This is a genomic window from Rhodoferax sp., assembly GCF_028715765.1.
Classification (GTDB): Bacteria; Pseudomonadota; Gammaproteobacteria; order Burkholderiales; family Burkholderiaceae_C; genus Rhodoferax.
Genome location: NZ_JAQURE010000002.1, coordinates 103,128 through 125,723 on the forward strand (window position 1 = coordinate 103,128; position 22,596 = coordinate 125,723).

Annotated in this window: 15 protein-coding genes; 3 read left to right on the forward strand and 12 right to left on the reverse strand. The window is 57.7% G+C overall.

What is annotated here, in order from left to right; all coding sequences use genetic code 11:
• The first annotated feature begins 23 nt into the window (after positions 1–23).
• Entirely contained in the window at positions 24–1,130 is a 1,107-nt protein-coding gene (hemH, locus tag PHT20_RS01335) for a ferrochelatase (RefSeq protein ID WP_301019089.1), read from the forward strand.
• A 34-nt stretch (positions 1,131–1,164) separates the two neighbouring features.
• Here the strand turns inward: hemH and pap are convergent, their stop codons facing one another.
• The 6 genes from pap to PHT20_RS01365 form a co-directional block, all read right to left on the reverse strand.
• Positions 1,165–2,742, reverse strand: coding sequence for a polyphosphate:AMP phosphotransferase (gene pap, locus PHT20_RS01340; RefSeq protein WP_301019090.1), 1,578 nt, complete (start codon positions 2,740–2,742; stop codon positions 1,165–1,167).
• Between the two features lie 192 nt (positions 2,743–2,934).
• Entirely contained in the window at positions 2,935–5,145 is a 2,211-nt protein-coding gene (locus PHT20_RS01345; protein ID WP_301019136.1) for a SulP family inorganic anion transporter, read from the reverse strand.
• Positions 5,145–6,599, reverse strand: a complete 1,455-nt coding sequence (locus PHT20_RS01350) for a bacteriohemerythrin (RefSeq protein WP_301019091.1) — start codon at positions 6,597–6,599, stop codon at positions 5,145–5,147. The genes PHT20_RS01345 and PHT20_RS01350 overlap by 1 nt, the downstream gene beginning before the upstream one ends.
• A gap of 52 nt (positions 6,600–6,651) precedes the next feature.
• Complete coding sequence (locus PHT20_RS01355) at positions 6,652–7,974, reverse strand: HD domain-containing phosphohydrolase (protein ID WP_301019092.1); 1,323 nt, start codon at positions 7,972–7,974, stop codon at positions 6,652–6,654.
• Positions 7,975–8,029: 55 nt separating this feature from the next.
• Entirely contained in the window at positions 8,030–8,923 is an 894-nt protein-coding gene (locus PHT20_RS01360; protein WP_301019093.1) for an HDOD domain-containing protein, read from the reverse strand.
• Positions 8,924–8,932: 9 nt separating this feature from the next.
• On the reverse strand, positions 8,933–9,943 hold the full coding sequence (locus PHT20_RS01365) for an RluA family pseudouridine synthase (protein WP_301019094.1): 1,011 nt from the start codon (positions 9,941–9,943) through the stop codon (positions 8,933–8,935).
• 523 nt (positions 9,944–10,466) lie between these two features.
• On the opposite strand from PHT20_RS01365, the gene PHT20_RS01370 reads away from it, so the two are divergent.
• Positions 10,467–13,397, forward strand: coding sequence for an Rne/Rng family ribonuclease (locus tag PHT20_RS01370; protein ID WP_301019095.1), 2,931 nt, complete (start codon positions 10,467–10,469; stop codon positions 13,395–13,397).
• Between the two features lie 125 nt (positions 13,398–13,522).
• Here the strand turns inward: PHT20_RS01370 and PHT20_RS01375 are convergent, their stop codons facing one another.
• From PHT20_RS01375 to hemC, 5 genes are all read right to left on the reverse strand, one after another.
• Entirely contained in the window at positions 13,523–14,587 is a 1,065-nt protein-coding gene (locus PHT20_RS01375; protein WP_301019096.1) for a GGDEF domain-containing protein, read from the reverse strand.
• A 92-nt stretch (positions 14,588–14,679) separates the two neighbouring features.
• Positions 14,680–15,975 (reverse strand): heme biosynthesis HemY N-terminal domain-containing protein, encoded by a 1,296-nt coding sequence (locus PHT20_RS01380; protein ID WP_301019097.1) that lies wholly within the window; start codon positions 15,973–15,975, stop codon positions 14,680–14,682.
• Positions 15,976–15,977: 2 nt separating this feature from the next.
• Positions 15,978–17,057, reverse strand: a complete 1,080-nt coding sequence (locus tag PHT20_RS01385; RefSeq protein ID WP_301019098.1) for a uroporphyrinogen-III C-methyltransferase — start codon at positions 17,055–17,057, stop codon at positions 15,978–15,980.
• Positions 17,054–17,863, reverse strand: coding sequence for a uroporphyrinogen-III synthase (locus PHT20_RS01390; RefSeq protein ID WP_301019099.1), 810 nt, complete (start codon positions 17,861–17,863; stop codon positions 17,054–17,056). The genes PHT20_RS01385 and PHT20_RS01390 overlap by 4 nt, the downstream gene beginning before the upstream one ends.
• 12 nt (positions 17,864–17,875) lie before the next feature.
• The gene (hemC, locus tag PHT20_RS01395) at positions 17,876–18,838 is read right to left on the reverse strand and encodes a hydroxymethylbilane synthase (RefSeq protein ID WP_301019100.1); all 963 of its coding nucleotides are present in this window, start codon (positions 18,836–18,838) and stop codon (positions 17,876–17,878) included.
• 104 nt (positions 18,839–18,942) lie between these two features.
• Between hemC and ppc the strand changes: the two genes are divergently transcribed.
• Positions 18,943–21,792 (forward strand): phosphoenolpyruvate carboxylase, encoded by a 2,850-nt coding sequence (ppc, locus tag PHT20_RS01400; RefSeq protein WP_301019101.1) that lies wholly within the window; start codon positions 18,943–18,945, stop codon positions 21,790–21,792.
• A 24-nt stretch (positions 21,793–21,816) separates the two neighbouring features.
• On the opposite strand, the gene PHT20_RS01405 is transcribed toward ppc, so the two are convergent.
• Positions 21,817–22,542: an FkbM family methyltransferase gene (locus PHT20_RS01405; RefSeq protein ID WP_301019102.1), complete on the reverse strand. Its 726-nt coding sequence runs from the start codon at positions 22,540–22,542 to the stop codon at positions 21,817–21,819.
• Positions 22,543–22,596 lie beyond the last annotated feature (54 nt).

The following is a 22,596-nucleotide window of genomic DNA, read 5'->3' on the forward strand; positions in this document are numbered from 1 at the left end:
ACCGGGTCGGTGAAAATGCATGCATGAGCTTATTGACCACCCCTTTTTCCAAAGAACCCCCCTTCACCCACGGCCAGACGCCACGCACAGCGGTGCTTTACTGCAACCTGGGCACGCCCGACGAGCCCACCACCCCGGCGGTGCGGCGTTTTCTGGCTGAATTTTTGGGCGACCCGCGCGTGGTGGAAATACCGCGTTTGCTGTGGCTGATGATTTTGCACGGCATCATCTTGCGCGTGCGCCCAGCCAAGTCTGCCGCCAAATACGCCACGGTGTGGCTGCCCGAAGGCTCGCCGCTGAAAATCTGGACCGAAAAGCAAGCCAAGCTGCTGCAAGGCTGGCTGGCACAGCGCGGCCACGACGTGCAGGTGCGCTACGCCATGCGCTACGGCAGCACCTCCATCGCTTCGCAGCTGGATGCACTCAAAGCCGCAGGCACCACCCGCGTGTTGATCTTGCCCGCTTACCCCCAGTATTCAGCCACCACCACAGCCAGCTTGTTTGATGCGGTGTACCAGTGGGCAGGCCAAGTGCGCAACCTGCCTGAGTTTCGTTTCATCAACCATTACCATGACGATGCCCGCTACATTGCCGCGCTGGCCGACACCGTGCAGCGCTATTGGCAGGCGCATGGCCGCCCCGATGTGCTGGTGATGAGCTTTCATGGCGTGCCCGAGCGCACCCTGCATTTGGGCGACCCGTACCACTGCGAATGCTTCAAGACCGCCCGGCTGGTGGCTGAGCAACTGGGTTTGAGCAAAGCGCAATTCAAAGTGACTTTTCAGTCGCGCCTGGGTCGCGCCAAATGGTTGGAACCTTACACAGAACCGACTTTGATCGAGATGGGCAAAAGCAGCGTGAAGCGGGTCGATGTGATCTGCCCGGCCTTCACCAGCGACTGCCTGGAAACCCTGGAAGAGATCAACCAAGAGGCGCGCGAGGCGTTTTTACACGCCGGTGGCAAAGAATTTCATTACATCCCTTGCCTGAACGACGACCCAGCCTGGATCACCGCGCTGGCCGACTTGACCGCACAGCACCTGCAAGGCTGGCCGACCCAAGTGGCACCAGACGCCACCGCCCTGGCAGCCAGTCAAGCCGCCGCACTGGCGCTGGGCGCCAAACGCTGAGGTTAACTTGTCAACGAGCCAACCCACTGGCTTGTCATTTGCTCTTTTTGGCTTTGCGCTTTGACGGTTTTGACGTTTGCCCTGGCACTTGGTCAGCGGCCTGAACCAGCGCATGTGAGCTGCCTGCGGGCAGTTGGCTCAAGGCGGCTTCCAGCTTTTCGCACAGGGTGCGCAGGATTTTGATGCGCGCATAGTTTTTGTCATTGGCCTCTACCAGCGTCCAAGGGGCTTCGCCGGTGCTGGTGCGCTCCACCATGTCGCAAATGGCTTGTTGGTAATCTTGCCATTTTTCGCGGTTGCGCCAATCTTCCTGGGTGATTTTGAAGCGTTTGAAAGCAATTTGCTCACGCTCTTTGAAACGCTTGAGCTGCTCGGCCTGGCTGATTTGCAGCCAGAACTTGACCACAATGGTGCCGGCCTCCAGCAGTTCGTGCTCAAAGTCGTTGATTTCCCCATAAGCACGCAACCAGTCTGCCTCTGCGCAAAAGCCCTCGACCCGCTCCACCAACACCCGGCCATACCAGGTGCGGTCAAAAATAGCCACATGCCCGTGGCGCGGCAGTTGCCGCCAAAAGCGCCACAAATGCGGTTGCGCCCGCTCTTCTTCGGTGGGCGCAGCCACCGGGTTGACCTGGTATTGGCGCGCATCGAGCGCCGCCGCAATGCGCCGAATGGCACCGCCTTTGCCTGCGGCATCGGCTCCTTCAAAAGCACATACCAAACTGCAGCCTTGAAAGCGTGCGTCGCGCACCAGCTCTGAGAGCTTGCCTTGCCACTGCGCCAGCTCGTCTTTGTAGGCCTTGTCGGGCAGCGCCAACGTCAGGTCAAGCTCTGAGAGCACGTTGCGGCCATCAATGTCAACCCGCACCAAGGGCGCAGCGGGTGCGCGCGGTGGTGCCACTTCGGCCAATTTGGTTTGCATGGCTTTGAGCAACACTTGCCCCACGGTCAGCGAGCGGTAGCGGTCATCGGTGCCCTCCACCACCACCCAGGGTGCCGCAGCGGTGTTGGTGACACGCAGCAAGTGCCCGGCCACGTCTTGCAATTGGTCGTAGGTTTTGAGGCGATCCCAGTTCCATTGGGTCACACGCCAGGCGGTATGGGGGTCTTCAGAGAGCGCTTTGAGGCGCTGCTTTTGGCCGTCTTTGGTCAGGTGAAACCAAAATTTAAGCACCAGCGCGCCTTCGTTGACCAGCATTTCTTCAAAGCGGTTGATTTGCTGGGCGCGAGCATCAAGCTCTTTGACCGAGATCAGCCCTTCAATGCGATCATGAATCGGATCCGAATACCAGGAGCCCGCAAAAATACCGATCCGCCCCTTGGGTGGCAGGCTGCGCCAATAGCGCCACATGGGCGGGTGGGCGCGTTCTTCGTCATTGGGCGGGGAAAAGGCCAGCGTCGAGAGAAAGCGTGGGTCCATCCACTCGTAGAGCACATTGATGGTCTCGCCCTTGCCGGCGCCGTCTTGGCCGCTGACCAGCACCAAGACCGGCGTTTTGTGCTGCTCAAACAAATTCACCTGGGCTTCCAATAAGGCAGCGCGCAAATCTGGCACCGCCTCGCGGTATGCCGCTTTGCTGATGTTGTGGCCAATTTCGGCAGCTTCAAACATACGAAGTGTTCCTTTTAACCGAGAAAATTCATTAGGGCTTGGGATGGCAGCGAGTGCAGTTGCGAGCGAGTTTTGCCCCGACTGCGGAGCCTGTAGCCGTAGCTACAGGCGACAAAGAGGGACAAAAATGGCCGCAAATGCGCCGCTGACACCCAAGCAGCACCGTAGGTGCGCCTAATGGATTATCTCGGTTCAGACATGGAGCAAGGTGCGTTCACCGTCGGCATGGCGCAAGCGCTGTGCCAGGGTGCGAGAAATGGCGGTCATCAAAATCAGGGCGAGTTTTTTGTGCTCTTCGGCCAGCCGGTTGAATTGGTCAAGCGGCAGCACATACAGGTCGGTGTCGGTGCTGGCCAGGGCGGTGTCACTGCGCACCCGGTCATCCAAAAAAGCCAGCCCACCAAAAAAATCGCCACGCCCAAAGCTGGCAATGTGGTGCAACTGGCGGCTGCCACTGATGGGCGCCATGATGCGCACCGTGCCGCGTTGGATCAAATAAAGTTCACGCTGCGGGTCGCCCAAGCGGTAGACCGCTTCACCGGCTTTGACGCTGCGCTGGTGCATGTGCGCCTCCAGGTCAGCCAGGGTGTCGTCTTTGCGGCCTTGAAACAAGTCCATTTCAGCCAATTTCAAAGGCACTTCTTCGGTGTGGGCGCTGTCCATGTGGCCCACCAGCTGGTCTTCAATCCACTCAATGGCATCTTCAAGGGTGTCAAACACTTGCACGCCACTGGCGGGCCCCAGCAAGCCAGTTTGAGTCAGAAACGCGACCAGGTTGTGCCCATTGGGCAGCTGCTCGCGTACATGGCTAAGCAGCAGGGGCAAGCCGCGCTCGCGCAGGGTATCGCGCACCTGGCTCAGCATGTGTGCGGCGGTGATGTCAACCGCTTGCACCCAGCGCATGTCAAGCACCACGTAGTCTCGGGTTTTGATCTCGGGCTCCAGCAGGGCGTAAAGCTCGTAGCTGGTGCCAAAAAACAAGCTGCCCTGAAGCTCAAAAATCACCGCTGTGTCGCCTTTTTCAGCAATCAGCCGCATTTCAGATTCAGGCCGACACCATGTCGATGAGCGTTGGTTGACAAAGGTTTTGCGCCGTACCACCGAGCCCCCCACTTGCTCGCGCACAAACAACAAAATCGACAACGCCACCCCGGCGGCAGAGGCCGCAATCAGCCCCACCGTCAAGGCGCAGCCCACCACCACCAGCACCACCAAAAAATCAAACACGGTGGCTTTGGATTCCAGAAAGTGCAGCGGCTCCAGGTCAATCATGCGCCAGCCCACCACCATCAAGATGCCCGCCAACGCAGCCACTGGAATCCAGGCCATGAAGTTGCCCAGCAACAAGCCCGCCACCAGCACCAGCACACCTTCCACCATGCCAGACACACGGGTTTGCGCACCACTGGACAGGTTCACCATGGTGGCGCCCATGGTGCCAGCGCCTGGCATGCCGCCTATGCCAGAAGCCGTGAGGTTGGCCAAGCCCTGCGCCATCAGCTCACGGTTGGGGTCGTGCCGGGAGCGATTTTTTTGATCCATCACCACACAGGTTTTCAGGGTGTCGATGGACAGCAGCACCGCCAGCGTCAAAGCCCCACTGACCAACGCCGCCACCTGGCTGAGCTTGAGTTCACCCATGTCTTGCCAGCGCCCCATGATGGTTTTCAGGTAGCCGTCACCGGTGGCCGTCAAGGCACCCAGCACCAACGGGTTGTCGTTTAGCTCAAGCATGGTTGCATCAAAGTGGGCCAAGCCAAAGTAAGCAAGTAGTCCAGCCATAAAGCCCAAAATCGTACTGGGCACCGCTTGGATGAATTTGGCTGCCAGCACACCGGTCAACACCGTTGCCAACGCCACCACCAAACTGCGCACGTCCCACAATGCGGGCGACCACAAGGCTTGCCACCAGGGCAGCGCTGCATCAACCCCCAGAACGTGCGGCATTTGACTGCCCATGATGATCAGCCCCACACCACTGAGGTAGCCACTGACCACGGTGTAAGGGATGAACTTGATGAGCTTGCCCAGCCCCACCAAGCCAATGCCGAGCTGAATCAGCCCAGCCAACATGCCCAACACGGTCAACAACAGCAGCACCTGGGTGGCAGGCACACCTTGCGCCACCCAGGCCATGGCAAAAGCAGACAACACCGCTGCGGCAGGCGCGCATGGGGCACTGATCAACCGGTCTGTGCCGCCCAAGGTGGGGGCGATGATGCCTAGCGTGGCCGCTCCCAGCACCCCAGCGAGCGCACCAAACACCGCATAGTGGGGGCTGATGGCTGAGTACACCGTGACGCCAAACGCCACCGAGGCCGGCAAGGCCACCAACATGGAGGCCAGACCACCCCAGAAATCGCCCGGGGTTTTGATCTTGACCATGCGCACGAGTCGCCACATCACGTACTGACAGCTTTGATGGGCAAGGTGATACGGAAGGTGGTGCCCTGGTCAGGCGTGCTGTTGACGCTGAGTTGGCCATGGTGACGGTTGATGATTTCCCAGGTGATTGACAAGCCTAAACCAGTGCCTTTGCCGACCGGTTTGGTGGTGTAGAAGGGCTCAAAAATGCGCTTCTTGACATCTTCTGTCATGCCGCAACCAGTGTCACTTATTTCTAGCCACACGCTGTCGGGTTGCGCGCCGGTACGCACCGTGATCACGCCCTGGGTCTCGATGGACTGGGCAGCGTTGACCAGCATATTGACCAACACCTGGTTGATTTGAGCCGCAATGCACGTCACCGGGGGCAACGGTTGCAGCGCTTTCACCACCTTGGCCTTGTATTTGATTTCATTGTTGGCCACGTTCAGGGCACTTTCCAGCACATGGTTGAGGTCAACGGGTGCCCACTGCCCCTCATCAGAGTGGGAAAAGTCGCGCAAGTCAGACACGATGCGCTTGACCCGTGCCAAGCCTTCTTGGGTTTCGGTCAACAGTGAGGGAATGTCTTCACGCAGGTAGTTCAGGTCAATTTTTTCACACGCCGCTTGCACCGCATGCACCTGCTCTGGGGGCAATGCCGCAGCTGCAGTTTGCAGGGTTTGAATCAGCCCAAACAGTTGTTCAATGTAGCCAGAGAGCGTGCCCAGGTTGGAGGTGACAAAGCCCACCGGGTTGTTGATCTCATGCGCCACGCCTGCAGCCAGTTGGCCAACGGCAGCCATTTTTTCGGCTTGCAGCAACTGGCTTTGCGTCAGCTTGAGTTGCGCCACAGAGGCTTGCAGCTCGGCGGTGCGCTCTTGCACCCGCTGCTCCAAAGAGGCGTTGACTGCTTGGAGTTCGGCCTGGCTTTTGTGCACTGCTGCATTGGCCTGCACCAGTTTTTGATTGCGCTCAGACAGCAAGGTAAAGAGTTCAAGCAATGACTGGTGGTAGACCGCCTGGGCATTGTCTTGCGGCTGATTCACCTGCTCATAAGCCTGCTCAGCGGTCATACCGGTGGCCATGGCGGCCATTTGACGGGGGATGCGCTGGTCTTCCTCCAAAATATGAAAAGTGAGCCAACTGCTTAAAAAGCGTAGCAACTCCTGGCCTGACAGGGTGCCTTCTTGTTCATATTGCTGCCGCATTTGCGTCAATTCGTCGACAAAATTCTGGTGCGATTGATGGTGATGCACCAGGTAGTCACGTGCCAAATGGTGGTGCGCCATGAGTCGTTCTTCGTCGCGAAAATGCACCGCAGCGTAGCGCGTCAAATTGTCAAGCAAAGGCCCCACAGAACGCTTGGCCAGCTCATCATTGAGCGCCAAATGCGGCGCTGCTTGGTTGACCATGTCCACCAGCCCATGGTGTTGGGCATCAACCAACTCCAAACCAGTTTCAAAATTCGGTGTCCAAGCCATCAGTTTCATGATGCCTCCGTTCAGTGAGAGTATTCCAAAAGGGAATACGCTTTAAAAAGGGTCAGGTTTGGGGGTCTTGCCAGACTTCTGCCGCCAGTTTAAGTTCGCTAGAGCGTTCAAAGTCGATGATTTTGCGGATCACCATGTCGTCAAGCACATGACCCGCGGTCAGCATGAGCAGCCCGCTGGGCGTGATCATGTCACGTGAGAGCACCATGCCAGGCACCAGATCGCGCGAGCTGACGCTGCGTTCGACATGTTTTTCACTGCGCAACTGTTCCCGCGACTTGCCTCCACGCAACACCACAAAGGCATCCACCACAGCAGGGTCAAAGCGCCGGCCACTGCCTTGCAAAATCACATCTTGCGCCTGGCGCGCATCGAGTTTGCGCTGACCAATCAACCCCAGTTGCAAGCTGTCAAATTCGCTCGCCACAGACAATATCCGCGAACCCAATGGAATATGCTCCCCCACCAACTGGTGCGGGTAACCGCCACCATCAAAACGCTCCAGGTGGTTTTTGATGATTTCAACCGCCCCTTTGAGCTCTTCAAGCGGCATCAAAATGGTTTCCGCAATGCCTGGGTAGGTGCGAAACACCTCCAGTTGACGGGTGTTGAGCATGACCACTGGCGTGCTGAGCAGTTCATCGGCAAACCCCACCTTGCCCACCTCGTGCAACAAACCCGCCACAAAAATCTCTTGGCCCTGCTTGGCGTCCAAGCCCATGTGTGTGGCAATTTTTCTGGCCATGTCGGCCACCCGCCGTGCATGGCCTGCCAGGTTGGAATGGCGCAACTCAATCAACGAGGTAAAAACTTTGATGGAAGTGATGAAGTTGTTGCGCATGCGCTCATTGGCCTGGCGCAGTTCCTGGGTACGGGTATGAACGCGCACCTCCAGACTGTCGTTCATGGCTTTGAGCTCTTCGTTTTGCAATTGCACCAAGGCTTGCAGGCGCTTTTGTTCAAGCTCAAGAACATGGTGTTGCAGCGCACCACGCACCACCAGAAAGATGTCGTTATCGTCCCAGGGCTTGGCAATGTAGCGGTAAATTTCGCCTTTGTTGATGGCGCCCATCACGGCGTTGATGTCGGCATAACCGGTCAGCAACAAACGCATGGTGTCTGGCCAGTGCAGCCGGACTTGCTCCAAAAATGCCACACCATCCATCTCAGGCATGCGCATGTCTGAGATCACCAGATCAAAATTTTGGGTTTGCATCAGCGCCAGGGCCGCTTGGCCACTTTGCGCCACTTGCACCGCCAAACCTTTGGCGCGAAACAAGCGCCGCAGGGCAGACAAGATGCTGGGCTCATCATCGACACACAAAATTGAAGCCGATGCATCCACAGAGAAACCGGGCTCAAGAGGTTCGGTCATGGTTTTTACCGTTTAAGTCATGCAGATGATATTGATAACCACATCCTAAGGCGTTTTACAGGTATGAAAACACATGGGCTTCATTGAGCAGGGGACCCAAATCACCCAAACTGGCCTTGACGCTTTCAAGTTTACCGCCCAGCCGCTGCGCTACAGACTCTGGCAATTCTTCAATGACCAGCCAGCCGCCAAATTCGTAACCCATCAATTTACTGAGTTGGTTGGCCGCCACCACCGAGGCCATCATGGGCGTATCTGATTGACTGGGTGTGTGTTGAAAGCGAATGGTTTGCACCAAGTCTTCGGCAAAGTGCCATTTTTCAGCCAGCATGGCACCCACATGGGCATGGTCTACGCCCATGACCTCGTGCATGGCCTGATGCAAGGGCAGATTGCGCCACAAACTCAATTCCATGGCCTTGCGAAACTCAGTGGGCATGAATTGCGCCACCACCACTTTGCCAAAATCATGCAGCAACCCGGCAATAAAGCAATCATTGGCATCTGCGCCAGGCAAACGCTTGGCCAACTGACGTGCCAAAGTAGCCGTGGCCATGGAGTGCATCAAATAGCGCTGCCCATCAAAACCGGACAATGTTTTGTTGGGCAACATGCCCACGGCAGCCAGACTCAAAGCCAAGTTTTTGATGGTATTGAAGCCCAAAAAAACCACCGCATGATCAACCGAGGTGATTTGCTTGGCCAAACCGTAATAGGCTGAGTTCACCACTCGCAACACTTTGACGGTGATCACCGGGTCGCGGTTGATCACTTGCACCAAATCTTTGGCCGAACACGCCACGTTTCGGGTGAGTGTCAATATTTGTTCCACACTTTTGGGAAAAGCCGGCATGTGATCGACCGCGGCACTGAGTCGCAAAAACACATCTGGTGGCAGGTGATCTAGCGCAGGCTCGGTCAAATTGTGGGGTAAGGGTAGGTCTGACACAGCCGACATTCATTGAGCAAAATGAGCCAACTCCGGCGGCAAATCTGCCAGCACTTCAAGTCTTTCGCCGGTGGCCGGGTGATTGAATTGCAAACGCCAGGCATGCAAAAACATGCGCTTGAGGCCTGCGCTGCCAGTCGCGCGCGCCAGAGATTTGTTCAAGTCAAAGTCGCCATATTTGTCGTCCCCCAAAATCGGGAAACCTTCGCTGGCCAAATGCACCCGAATTTGATGCGTGCGTCCGGTCTTGATGGTCACCTCTAGCAGCGAGCCCAACGCAAGCTGCGCACGCACCCGCACCAAAGTCACAGAAGGCATGCCGTGAGGGTCATCGCGGGAGACCACTCGCACCCGTCGTTCGCCAGCTTGCGCGGTGCTGGCATCAAGCTCATATTTATACAAAGGCTTGTCTAACACCTTGAGTTTGGCCGGCCACAGCCCCCGCACCATGGCAAGGTAAGTTTTACCGGTTTGACGCTCCCGAAACTGGTCTTGCAGATTTTTCAACGCGCTGCGCTTTTTAGCTACCAGCAAAATCCCACTGGTTTCACGGTCAAGCCGATGCACCAGCTCCAAAAATTTGGCTTGCGGACGCGCCATGCGCAATTGTTCAATCACGCCAAAGCTCACCCCAGATCCCCCATGCACCGCCACCCCGGCGGGTTTGTTGATCACCAACAGGTGATCGTCTTCCAGCAATACCGCAAATTCTCGCGCTGGCGCAGCCCGCGCGACCTGCGCTTGCATGGCTTGGCTTTTTTCGAGCACACGCTCTGAAATGCGCACCGGGGGCAAGCGCACCAGGTCACCTTCTGCCAGCCGGTCATCCGCACTGACACGGCCTTTGTTGACCCGCACTTCACCACTGCGAATCATGCGGTAGACACGGGTTTTGGGCACGCCCTTGAAAACACGTATCAAATAATTGTCAAGGCGCTGACCCGCACTGTTTTCATCAATGCAAACGGTTTGGGCTTGCGGGGTGGTCGCCAGGGCTTTGGCCTCTATAATGTGTTTCACTGGCGTTGCAATGTAAGTGGTTGATTTAACTGACTGTTGCTACTTAAAGTAAGTGAAGTTTAGTCCACACACCATTTTTCTCGCCAGCAAAGTCGATACCGCCTGTCGCTTGTGTCGCAAACGATTGACCCTCTGTTGATCGTGGTTGCAAAAGCCTCAGGTTTAAACGGCATCTTGAAACCCAGAATCGGAATACCCAAAATTCACAGCCCATGGCTGTGAATGGAATGAAGCGAAATGTTTGCCCTGATGACCCTGATGACCCAATGCCTGCAGCGCGAAAACGTGCTGTTGTTTGGCATTCATCAGCCATTTGTGCCCGTCAAACGGGCGCAGAACGCTATTAGATCAATAGCCAACTCTCCCCCAAACCCCATCGCTGCCCTCCACGTGCCTATGCCTAAACTCACTGTGTGAGTATGGGTTCTCCGGCTTTTCCTCCTTGTTTCAAGGCGTCAGTTTGTGTGTCAATGCTGCCCTGCACGGGCTTATGGTTGATATTTGAATTGAAGGAACGCTACCCATGAAACGGATGCTGATCAATGCGACGCAGGCTGAAGAACGCCGCCTCGCCATCGTCGACGGACAAAAACTGCTCGACTACGAAATTGAAATTGAAGGGCGCGAACAGCGCAAGGGCAACATTTACAAAGCCGTCGTGACCCGCGTCGAGCCATCGTTAGAAGCCTGCTTTGTGGATTACGGCGAAGAGCGCCACGGCTTTTTGCCGTTCAAGGAAATCTCGCGCCAGTACTTCCAACCCGGCGTCGCGGTAAGCCAGGCGCGCATTCAGGATGCCATCAAGGAAGGCCAGGAACTGCTGGTTCAAGTTGAAAAAGAAGAACGTGGCAACAAGGGCGCAGCCCTGACCACCTTCGTCTCGCTGGCTGGCCGCTATGTGGTACTGATGCCCAACAACCCGCGCGGCGGAGGCGTGTCGCGCCGCATTGAAGGCGAAGACCGCGCCGAGCTCAAAGAAAACATGGACCAGTTGGAATACCCCAACGGCATGAGCATCATTGCGCGCACGGCCGGCATTGGCCGCGCCGCACCTGAGTTGCAATGGGACTTGAACTACCTGCTCAAGCTGTGGACGGCCATTGACGGTGCCGCCAAGGGTGGCAAAGGTGCCTTCCTGATTTACCAAGAGTCATCGCTGGTGATTCGCGCGATTCGCGACTACTTCAACCATGACATTGGCGACATCCTGATCGACACCGACGATGTGTACGAGCAAGCGCAGCAATTCATGGCGCATGTGATGCCTGAACACGCCGCCCGCGTCAAACGCTACCGCGACGATGCACCACTGTTTTCGCGCTTCCAGATTGAGCATCAAATCGAATCCGCCTATGCCCGCACAGTGCAGTTGCCAAGTGGTGGCGCCATCGTGATCGACCACACCGAAGCACTGGTGAGCGTAGACGTGAACTCGGCGCGCGCCATCAAGGGCGGTGACATTGAAGAAACCGCCACCCGCACCAACCTGGAAGCGGCTGACGAAGTGGCACGCCAGGCCCGCTTACGTGACTTGGGTGGCCTGATCGTCATCGACTTCATTGACATGGAAGAAAGCCGCAACCGCCGCGATGTTGAAAACCGCTTGCGCGATGCCTTGCGCCAAGACCGTGCCCGCGTGCAGTTTGGCACCATCAGCAAATTTGGCCTGATGGAAATGAGCCGCCAACGGCTGCGCCCAGCGCTCTCTGAAGGTGCGTCCATCCCCTGCCCGCGTTGCGGTGGTTCCGGCCACATCCGCGACACCGAATCCAGCGCGCTGCAGATTTTGCGCATCATTCAGGAAGAGTCCCTCAAGGACAGCACCGCCTCTGTGCTGTGCCAGGTACCGGTTGAAGTGGCGTCGTTCCTGCTGAACGAAAAACGCACCGAAATCGCCAAGATTGAGCTCAAACAGCGCATCAACGTGATCATGGTGCCCAACAAGTCGCTGGAAACGCCCAACTACCGGCTGGAACGCCTGAAACACGATGACCCTCGCCTGGACAACATCGAAGCCAGCTACAAAATGGCTGACGAGATTGAAGAAGCAACGGCAGTCACACGCCGATCCCAGGAGCCAACCAACCGTCAAACGCCCATCATCAAAGGCGTCTTGCCTGATGCGCCCGCACCGGTGGTGATTGCCAAACCCGAAGCGGCTCCGGTGGCTGCAGCTGCCGTGCCGACAAGCCCGGCCGTGGCCACGCCAGCCGTGGTTGAAAAGGGCTTTTTTGGCTGGCTGAAAAACATCTTTTCACCCGCGCCAGCAGTTGCCCCTGAACCCACCCCTGCGGTGGCACCCGCTGCACCACAAGGCGAAGAAAAACGCAACAACCGCGAAGGCAGGCCGCCTCGGGATGGTTCACGCCGGGGTGAAGGTCGCTCTGAGCGCGCACCACGCCAAGAAGGCCGTGGACCACGCGCCGAGGGTCGTCCAGAGGGACGCAACGAACCTCGCAATGGACGCAACCGGGGTGAACGCACTGAGCGTGGCTCTCGCGAACGTGCCGAGGCTCAAACAGACAGCCTGGTGGCAGAGAACATGCAAAGCACAGCCCCTGATGCTTTGGCCATGGCTGGCAATGTGCGTAATGAAACGCGCACCGAGCGTGCCCCTCGAAACCCTGATAGAACTGAGCGCGGCAACCGCCCGGAACGGGGTGAACGTCGACCACGTCAACCCCGTGCTGAGAATGATGCCACCGCACATGTCGTCGAAAACCAACCTGAGCAGGGCACAACCGATGTCGTTTTAGCCAACCTGGAAGGTGCCGAGGCACCCACAGCACCAGATACCGCTGCGGCACCACGCGAGAAACGCTCGCGTGACCGCTACGGACGCGAACGCAGACCACGTGGCGAACGCGCCGAGCGCGCAGATGCTGGCAATGCCACTGAGCTGATGGCACCTGAACAAGCTGCTAGCGCTGAAGAAGCCCCCAGAAAGTCGTATTTCACGACCTCTGCACCTGTGGCTGAGACGGATGTCACATCCCCCAATGAGGTGAGCACGGTTGCTGCGGAAACACCCGCTGAAACGCTGGTGCAAGAAAGTGAACCCACAATACCTCTCCAACCCTCAAGCGTAGAAACAAGCCAGCCAGTTGAAGCGAGTCCTGTGCCCGCCAACACAACCACCTCTTCCACGCCAGCGCCAGTGGCTGCAAAAGTGATGGTCGAAGTGCCAATCGCCATCCCTAAAGTGGCGGCCTACGAATTGCCTTTGGCAGATTTGGCAGCCTTGGCGCAGCAGTCTGGTTTGAATTGGGTGAACTCAGACCCTGCCAAAATTACAGCCGCACAAGTGGCCATCGCAGCTGAAGTCAAACCAGTGCGTGTGCCACGTGAACGCCCAGCAACGGTGAAACTTGACTCGCAACCTTTGATTTTGGTGGAGACCAAGCTGGACTTGCAAAAGATCACCTTGCCGTTTGAGAAAACCCCTCAAGCCTGAGCTTATGCAAAATGACAAAGGGCACTCAAGGTGCCCTTTTTTGTTTTGGTGAAGCCTCACAGCTTAGCAAAAGTACCGGTCGTGGCAAGCAAGTGCCAACGAGCCATTTGCGATTTCTGCCTCTCTCAAACCACTTTCACCTCCTGAGTGGGCTCAGGCACCCCAAAAAATCCTCGTTGAGCCAAGCCAGGATAACTGCAAGCTTTATTGCCCCCACTGCGTTTGGCAAAGTCCACCGCCTTGACGGTTTTATCAAGTGCACTGCGGGGCGAGTCATCGGCCAACACATTGGTGAAACCACAACTCACCGTGACCCGACCCACTTGGGTGAAGGTGTATTTTTCGACGTTCGATTTGAAGCGCTCAAAAGCACCCAGCACCAAAGCCTCATCAGGGCAATGCAACAGCACCCCAAAGTGGTCATCTGAGAGCCGATAAAGCCGGTCATATGTACGAAACGTATTGCTAAAGATGCGCGCCACCCGCGACAAAATCTCGTCTGAAGCTGCCCGACCGTGTTGCTCGGCAATCAAACTGAAATTGTCAATCTTGACTGAGCCCAGCCAATAATTTGCAGGCACATGGTGTCTGCGCTCTTGGTGGGTCAAATTTTCACTGGTACGAGTGCCAGGCAATTCATTCATGTCTTCGAGCACCGCACTGTAAAAAGCATCGTCAAGCGATTTGCGGTTTAACAGACCCGTGAGGGCATCTCGGTCACTGAACTCCAGCAAGCTGTACATGTTGCGGTAAATGCGGCACATGCTGTCTATCACCAACAAATGCGCTTCATTCAAGGGCGCTTCGGAATGCAGCTCTAACACACCCTGGTCTTCTTCTCTGAGTTGGGAGAACAAGGGCAGCAGGGTGATGCGTGGCCCCTCAGCGCCAGCCCAGGCAATTTCAACCCGGTCACGCAGCGCAAGGCACTTGACCCGATCCGGGGCATCGTCAAATTTGACCAACGCAGAAAAATCAATGCGCGTGGGGTCGATGACACGACCACCGCCTTTGGCGTCGAGCCGAGCCACTTCAAGCCAGCGACTCTCGCCTTCTTCGCGCATGACCCGAGCAATCACAATTCGGCTCACCGGCAATAGCTCCAACAACGCTTTGGACAGCGTAAGCTCCAACAAATCGCGGTCCCGGTGATCTGTCAACCTGACAATGTGTTCAATGAAAGTACTCATGGGTAAATGATAGACGCGAAACCCAGCCACGTCACGAAATAGCTGGCGCTCAATTGAATTGCATCAGCCCGATCTGCATCCCTCAGACTACGCTAGCCCTTGCGACGCAACCTCAGCTGTGCTGCCTCACGCCAAGCCGCGGCAGCTTGGGGCTCATCGCCCAAGCGCTGTGCCAGTTCAGCCAAAATTTGCCAAACTTTGGCTTGTAGACCTTCATCTTCCAATCGTGGCAAGGCTTGGGTGAGCAGTTGGTGTGCTTTGCCCCACAGTTGGGCATGGAAACAAGCCACACCGGCTAAATACTGAAACACCACTTCGCCAGGATAAGTCTCGCGCGCACGCTCAACGCGCGCTAACCAAGGCGACTGCACCACACCTTCGCTGGCTGAAAAAGCGTTCTCCATGACTCGCACCAACATCGTTTTTTGCTCTGATGAAAAATCTTGCGGCGCTTTGACCAAGTGATCCCACACTGGCAACAACCAGTCAAACGCCAGGCCTGGGGATCCACCCAAGCGCAAAGCTCGGCCAGCACCGGCACAAGCCACCTCGGGCATGGACTTTTCATGGGCTTCAAGCTGCGCCCAAACCTGCTCGAGCTGCGACACATCAAACGTGTTGAGGAGCCAGTCTTGTGCCAACGAGCGAATCAAACCCTTGGCAGAATCCGGTGAAAAAGCCCTGTGCTTGGCCAGCAACCGCGCTGTCTCCAAAGCCAAGGCTTGTTTGCCAGCTAACCGAGCCACTTTCAGCCGCATGCGCAACGCCACTGTGCGGCGTGCCACCCCTGAAGGCAACAGCTCCAGCCACCGCAGTGCTGCATGTGCATCTGAATCTTGCAAAGACCAACGCACAGCTCGCAACAACAAGCCTTCTTGTATGCCCCCACTGTGCCGCAGGTGTGACAACTGCATGGCTTGCTGAAAATGCGACTCGCGTGCCGGATGATCTTGCAGCGCTTGCGAACTTTCTGCCGCCAGCAAGTGGGCCATCACGCGCAAGCGGGTGGCTTGCGGCCAATCCTCACCACTTTGCGACAAAGCGGCCTCTTGTTCCAACAATGTCAGCGCGGCCTTTCGTGCCCGCAAATATCGACCAGCAACAAAATGAAAGATGGCATCCAGCAAAGCGCCATAAATCATGCGCTCCTGATGCCGCAAACGCCAAGACCGCGCCTGCGTGGGCAAATCAAACAAAGCAGACAGTGCCTTCAAAGCCAAATGCAACAGCACAAACAACAGCCCCAACAACAGCACCACCATGTTGAGCGACAAATCGACCCGGTGCGGTGGCCAAAACACCGTGATGGTGGCAGTGTTGTGGCTGGCAAACAGCGCCAGCGCCACCGCCACACCAAACAAACCTAAAAACCACAATGCCAGCCGCATGGTTAACGCCCAGCCGCGGCAGTGGCCAGAACCGCCAGCGTTTCGTCAACCCTTGGGATTTGCAACGCACGCATTTGCACCTGCACCTGTTGCAGCAAAGCAGCGCTGGCTTGCGTCGGGCGGGCATTGGCCTGAAAGTATTTTTTCAACATGCGCTCAGCATCGGTCAAGTCAGCACGCGCTGACTCAATTTGCCGTGCCAGCAAGCCTAAACGCGCATTGAGCAGCTTGAGTTTGAAATTTTCTTTGAGGAAAAAGGCTTGTCCTGGTGACAACAACGCCGCCTCTGGCGACTGAATTTGGCTGACCCTGACGAGGTTTTTGGCTTCCCCCAAAAACACCTCCAATCCGGTTTGCCACCAACTTACTGCAGCCTTGGGGGGGATCGCCACATTTTTATCATGTTGCCCTGTAAGCAGGGGAGCATTGGCGGGCTGAAGTTCATCGGCCAAACGCACCAATTCATCGAGCTTGATAAGCAGCATGGGGGTGTCGCTGACGGCTGCGGCCTTGACCCGGTCAATGTCACGCGCTACGGCGCGCTGCAGCAATGTCAAGCGCGGTTGAGCCGCCCGGATGATGCGCTGCTCAGCACTTTTAAGCGCCGCCAGCAAAGGCTCCACACTGCCCGTCAGCTGCGCTTGTTGTTGTGCCAAACGGACAGCAGCTTCTATATCTACCACCAGATTTTCATCGCGTGAGCGCGACATGCTTTGCATCAATTCATCCAACTGGCTGCGCTGCAAAGCCACTTCAGTCAAGCGGGCATCAAGCACAGCAGCGCGGGCGGCAGACTCTTGCGCCAAAGAAACCGCCTGTTTGGCCATGGCATTGGCTTCTACCGCTTGCACCTGCGTTTGCGCGCTTTGGCGCGCCAGCGCTTCTTGCATGCCACTGACTTTTTGCCACAACACCACCACGCTCACCAAAGCGATCCCGCTGACTCCCGTCAGCAGCGGCAACAACCAACGTGAAGACCCAGCGTGCACAACGCCTTCAACCACAGTGGGAGCGGGACGCGCAGGCGCAACATCTAGCGACTCTGCGGGTTGGAGGGTGTCTGGGGCAGGCGCAGAATTCATTTGAAGGATTCTATCGAGGCCAATACATCCGCCACCACCGGGCGCGCTTGGCGCACCTGGCCAAAACCCAAGCTGCTTGCGGCCTGGGCAATGCGTGGATGGGTGGCAACGGCAACGGCTTGCGACCAGTCTTGCTGGGGCAGGAGTTCATTCAAATAACCAATCGCCTCGGCACTGCTGAACAGCCACACTGTGCCGTCCACGGCTGCCGTTTGCGCCTGCGTGCGTTGCTCATCCCCCCACACCGGTGCACCGCGTTGGTAGCTGACCACAAAATCAACCTGCACACCCGCTTCAGTCAAGCGCTGTGCCAACCAGTCTCGCCCCACGCCCGCCTCAGCAGGCGCGTCTTCCAGCCCGGGCAAGGGTTGACTAAAACCGCGCACAATCAGCACCAGGTCGTCCCGCTGCACCTGGCTCTGCACCCGCTGCCACAGCGCTTCAGAGTCAAACTGCCCGGACTGCTCATCGGGCGCGTCCAGCACGCTGGCGGGCAAACCTTGCGCTAACAGCGCTTTGGTGGTACCAGGCCCAGTTGTCCATACTCTTGTTTTTATAGCTAATTGTGCTTTTATATCAAGCGCTAGAACCTGATTTTCTTTAAAAAAATAATTGACTGCATGATGGCTGACAAACATCACGGCGCGGTAGCTAGACCAACGCCGACCTGCAGCCTGCACGGCACTGACATCGGTCAAGGCGTGCACTTCAATCAGGGGCAAGGCCTGCGCCTCATGCTTTGCAGCACACAGCTGGCGCACCCAGGCATCGGCCTGCGGCTGCACCCGGGTCACCAAAAGTCGCATGGGTCAGGCGGTTTAAGCCGCCGGCAGGTCAAGATGCGCCAAACTGCCGCCTTGTGCCAGCACCAACCGGCGCAGCTCTTGCGCAGCTTGTTCCCCTATGGCCGCAGCGCTGTCCAAGTCTGTCACCTGGCCAGACAGCCGCACCCGCACCAGTGGCAAAACACCCGCAGTGTCGCCCCAAGCGGCATCCAGGGTGAGCTGGTCTTGCGCCAACGTGGCATAAGCCGCCAAGGGCATGGAGCAACTGCCCCCCATGGCACGGCTGACCGCACGCTCGGCGGCCACCGCCAGCCAGGTGGTGTGATGCACCAAAGGCGCAAGCGCCTGCACCACATCGGCGCGGTTGGTGCGCACTTCAATGCCCAAAGCGCCCTGCCCGGCTGCAGGCAACATCACCGCGGGGTCAAACTCAGACCGAATGCGGGCGGACAGCCCCAAGCGCTTCAGCCCTGCAGCGGCCAGCACAATGGCGTCATACAAGCCGTCGTCGAGCTTGCGCAGGCGGGTGTCAAGGTTGCCACGCAAGGGCTCAATCTTCAAATCTGGCCGCAACGCGCGCAACAAAGCCACCCGGCGCAGGCTGGATGTACCCACCACCGCGCCTTGTGGCAAGGCATCCAGGCTGTCATATTGGTTGGAAACAAAGGCATCGCGCGGGTCTTCCCGCACCATCACACAAGCCAGGCTAAAGCCCTCAGGCAACTCCATGGGCACATCTTTGAGTGAATGCACCGCCAAATCCGCGCGCTGCTCGTGCAGCGCCACTTCCAGCTCTTTGACAAACAAGCCTTTGCCGCCCACTTGGCTAAGGGCGCGATCCAAAATTTGATCGCCCAGGGTGGTCATGCCCAACAGGGCGACTTGGTGCCCTTGGCTGGTGAGCAACGATTGAACGTGCTGCGCCTGCCACAAAGCCAATCGGCTTTCGCGGGTTGCAATGGTGAAGGAGCTGGTTGGGGTGGTGGTGATGGTCATCGCGCAAGGCCTGGAGCCGTAACTTTGTGGTAATTGATCTTGAGCGGGGAATGCTAGCATGGCTTTTGCTTACCTTTTGAGCTTACCCCCTACCGAGACCCGCCATGACCCAACGTGCGCCCGTGCCTACTTCCAGCCCCTTTTCTCCAACCGAACGCCCTTTGGTGGAAGACATTCGACTGCTTGGGCGCATCTTGGGCGATGTGATTCGCGAACAAGAGGGCGACGCGGCCTTTGCGCTGATCGAACAGATTCGCCAGCTCTCCGTCAGCTTTCGCCGCCATGCCGACACCGCAGCCGACAAAGCGCTCAACACGCTGCTGAAATCGCTCAGCAGCGACCAAACCGTGAGCGTGGTGCGCGCCTTCACCTACTTCAGCCATTTGGCCAACCTGGCCGAAGACCGCCACCACATTCGCCGTCGTGCGGTGCACGAGCGCGCCGGCAGCACCCGCCCGGGCAGCATCGAGATGAGCTTGGCCAAGCTGCAAGCCCAAGGCATCACACCCCAAGCCATACGCGACATGTTGGCACGCAGTTACGTGTCGCCCGTGCTCACGGCTCACCCAACCGAGGTGCAGCGCAAAAGCATTCTGGACGCCGAGCGCGCCATTGCCCAACTGCTCACAGCTCGCGACGACATCCTGGCGCAAGCCAGCGCCCAACACGTGGCACATGATGCGTTGACCCCGCGTGAACTTGCCGCCAACGAAGCCCAACTGCGCGCCCGTGTGCTGCAGCTGTGGCACACCCGCTTGCTGCGCTTTTCCAAGCTGACAGTGGCCGATGAGGTGGAAAACGCGCTGAGCTATTACGAATCCACCTTTTTACGTGAAATACCCAAGCTTTATGCCAACTTGGAACAAGCCCTGGGCACCGAACCGGTGCACAGCTTTTTACGCATGGGGCAGTGGATTGGCGGCGACCGCGATGGCAACCCCAACGTCAACGCCCAAACCCTGACCCACGCCCTCAGCCGCCAGGCCGACCTGGTGCTACGCCATTACCTCACTGAAGTGCACTACCTGGGTGGCGAGTTGTCGCTCTCGGCCATGCTGATGGACTTCCCCGCTGAAATGCAAGCCCTGGCCAGCCAGTCGCCCGACCACAACGAACACCGCAAAGACGAGCCTTACCGACGCGCCCTGATTGGTGTCTATGCCCGGCTGGCGGCCAGTTTGAAAGCGCTCAGCGGGGGCGATGCTGCCCGCCACGCTGTGCCACCGCAAAACCCTTACCTCACCCCTGAAGAACTGCTGCACGACCTGCGCGTGATTGAGGCTTCTTTGCTCGGGCAGCACGCTGCCGCGCTGGTGACACAGCGCTTGCAGCCCCTGATTCGCGCTGTGGAAGTGTTTGGTTTCCATTTGGCCACGGTCGATTTGCGTCAAAGCTCAGACCAACATGAAGCCGTCATGACCGAGCTACTGGCCACCGCCCGACTTCACCCAAGCTACACCACGCTGGATGAAGCCGCCAAGTGCGTGCTGCTGCAGCGCTTGCTGTGCGATGCCCGCCCGCTGCGCGTGCTGGGACACAGCTACAGCGCCCACGCAGTCAGCGAGCTGGGGGTGTTTGAAGCGGCAAAAGATGCCCGTAAGCGCTTTGGCAGCCAGGCCATTCGGCACTACATCATCAGCCACACCGAAACCGTGAGCGATTTGCTGGAGGTGATGCTGCTGCAAAAAGAAGTCGGATTGATGCATGGCACGCTGGATGCGCAAGCGCGCTGCGACCTGATCGTGGTACCCCTGTTTGAGACCATCGAAGACCTGCGCAACGCAAGCCAGATCATGCGTGAGTTTTACGCCCTTCCTGGCATTTTGGCCATGGTGCAGCGTGGCGCAGCTGACCAGTATGGCGAGCAAGACATCATGCTGGGCTACTCAGACAGCAACAAAGACGGCGGCATTTTCACCAGCAATTGGGAGCTCTACCAAGCTGAAATAGCGCTGGTCAATGAATTTGACGGCATCAACCAAACCACTGGTGGCCATCCGATTCAAATCCGCATGTTCCATGGCCGTGGCGGCACGGTGGGGCGTGGCGGCGGCCCCAGCTTTGAGGCCATTCTGGCGCAGCCCCCGGGCACAGTGCGTGGGCAAATACGCCTGACCGAGCAAGGCGAAGTGATTGGCTCCAAGTACGCCAACCCTGAAATTGGCCGCCGCAACCTGGAAACCCTGGTGGCCGCCACGCTAGAGGCCACGCTGCTGCACCCCACCGAGTCTGCCCAACCGGCCTTTTTGGAAAGTGCTGCTGAATTGTCGTTGGCCAGCATGGCGGCCTACCGTAAGCTGGTGTACGAAACTGCCGGTTTTACCGAGTATTTTTTTGAAGCCACCCCAATCCGTGAAATTGCCGAACTCAACATTGGCTCGCGCCCGGCATCGCGCAAAGCAACGCAAAAAATTGAAGACTTACGCGCCATACCCTGGGGCTTCAGCTGGGGTCAGTGCCGTCTGACGCTGCCGGGTTGGTTTGGCTTTGGCAGCGCGGTAGAGGCGTTTTTGAACCCACCAGCGGCATCCGCCAAGCTCAAAAAACAACGCCTGGCGTTACTGCAGCAGATGCAAAAACAATGGCCTTTTTTCAGCTCGTTGCTGTCCAACATGGACATGGTGATGGCCAAAGGCGACCTGGCGCTGGCCTCGCGCTACGCTGAGCTGGTAGAAGACAAACGGCTGCGCAAAAAAATCTTCAGCGCCATTGAAGCCGAATGGCACCTCACCGCCCAAGCCCTGGAGTTGATCACCGGCGACAAAGAGCGTTTGAGCCACAACGCGGCGCTGCAACGCTCCATCCGGCACCGCTTTCCCTACATTGACCCGCTGCACCACTTGCAAGTGGAACTGGTGCGCCGTTTCAGAGCCGGCCAAAGCGACGACCGGCTCAAGCGCGGCATTCACATTTCCATCAACGGCATTGCGGCAGGGCTGCGCAACACGGGTTAACTAACCGGTCAGACCGCGCGCTGATTAGCGCGCGTAGCGCAACTTGCGCAGGGGCAGACCCAGGTAATACTTGCGGAAGAACTCAAATCGGGCGGCGAATGAAAACGTGTACGCCGTGCTGGCGGGCACATACCAGCTGTTCAAGCCAGTGCGCAGCAGCAGCTGGTAACCAGCTTGCGTCATGAGTTGGTGTTTTTTGTGGTGGGTCACGTGGTCTTCAATCAACACCAAACGTGGCCGCCAGGCGGCAAAGTCAAACCCTGACAACGCCACCAGCTCATGGCCTTCAATGTCAATCGACAGCAGATCAAAACCCACGGGTGCGTGGTGCGTGCGCAAAATCGTGTCCAGGGTTTCGCACTGCACCGACACCGTGGCACGCACCACCGCACCAATGGCAATGGGTTGGTCTTCCAGCGTGGAATGGGGGCCGGCGCGATTGAGCTGCAGCTGTTTGCCCGCATTTTCCGGGCTGGAGCAGGCCATTTCCACCACCACACCCTGGCGTGACTGACGCAACAGGGCGCAACAGTCTGGGTCTGGCTCGACCAGCAGCCCGGTCCACCCCAACGCTTCCAAATGCTGCGATTGGGAGTCGAGCACTGGGTCGTTGGCACCCACATCCACATAAAACCCGTCAGTTTTGTTGAAAAAAGACTGCACCAGCGCTTGCTCAATGGCCGGCTCGTTGTTGAATTGATGCACGTGGCGGCCGACAAAATCAGCGCGGTCAGACAAAAGTGAGGACATGGGCGACCTGAAAAATAAAGGTGTGCAGATTATCCTGCGCCCGCCCCACCCAAA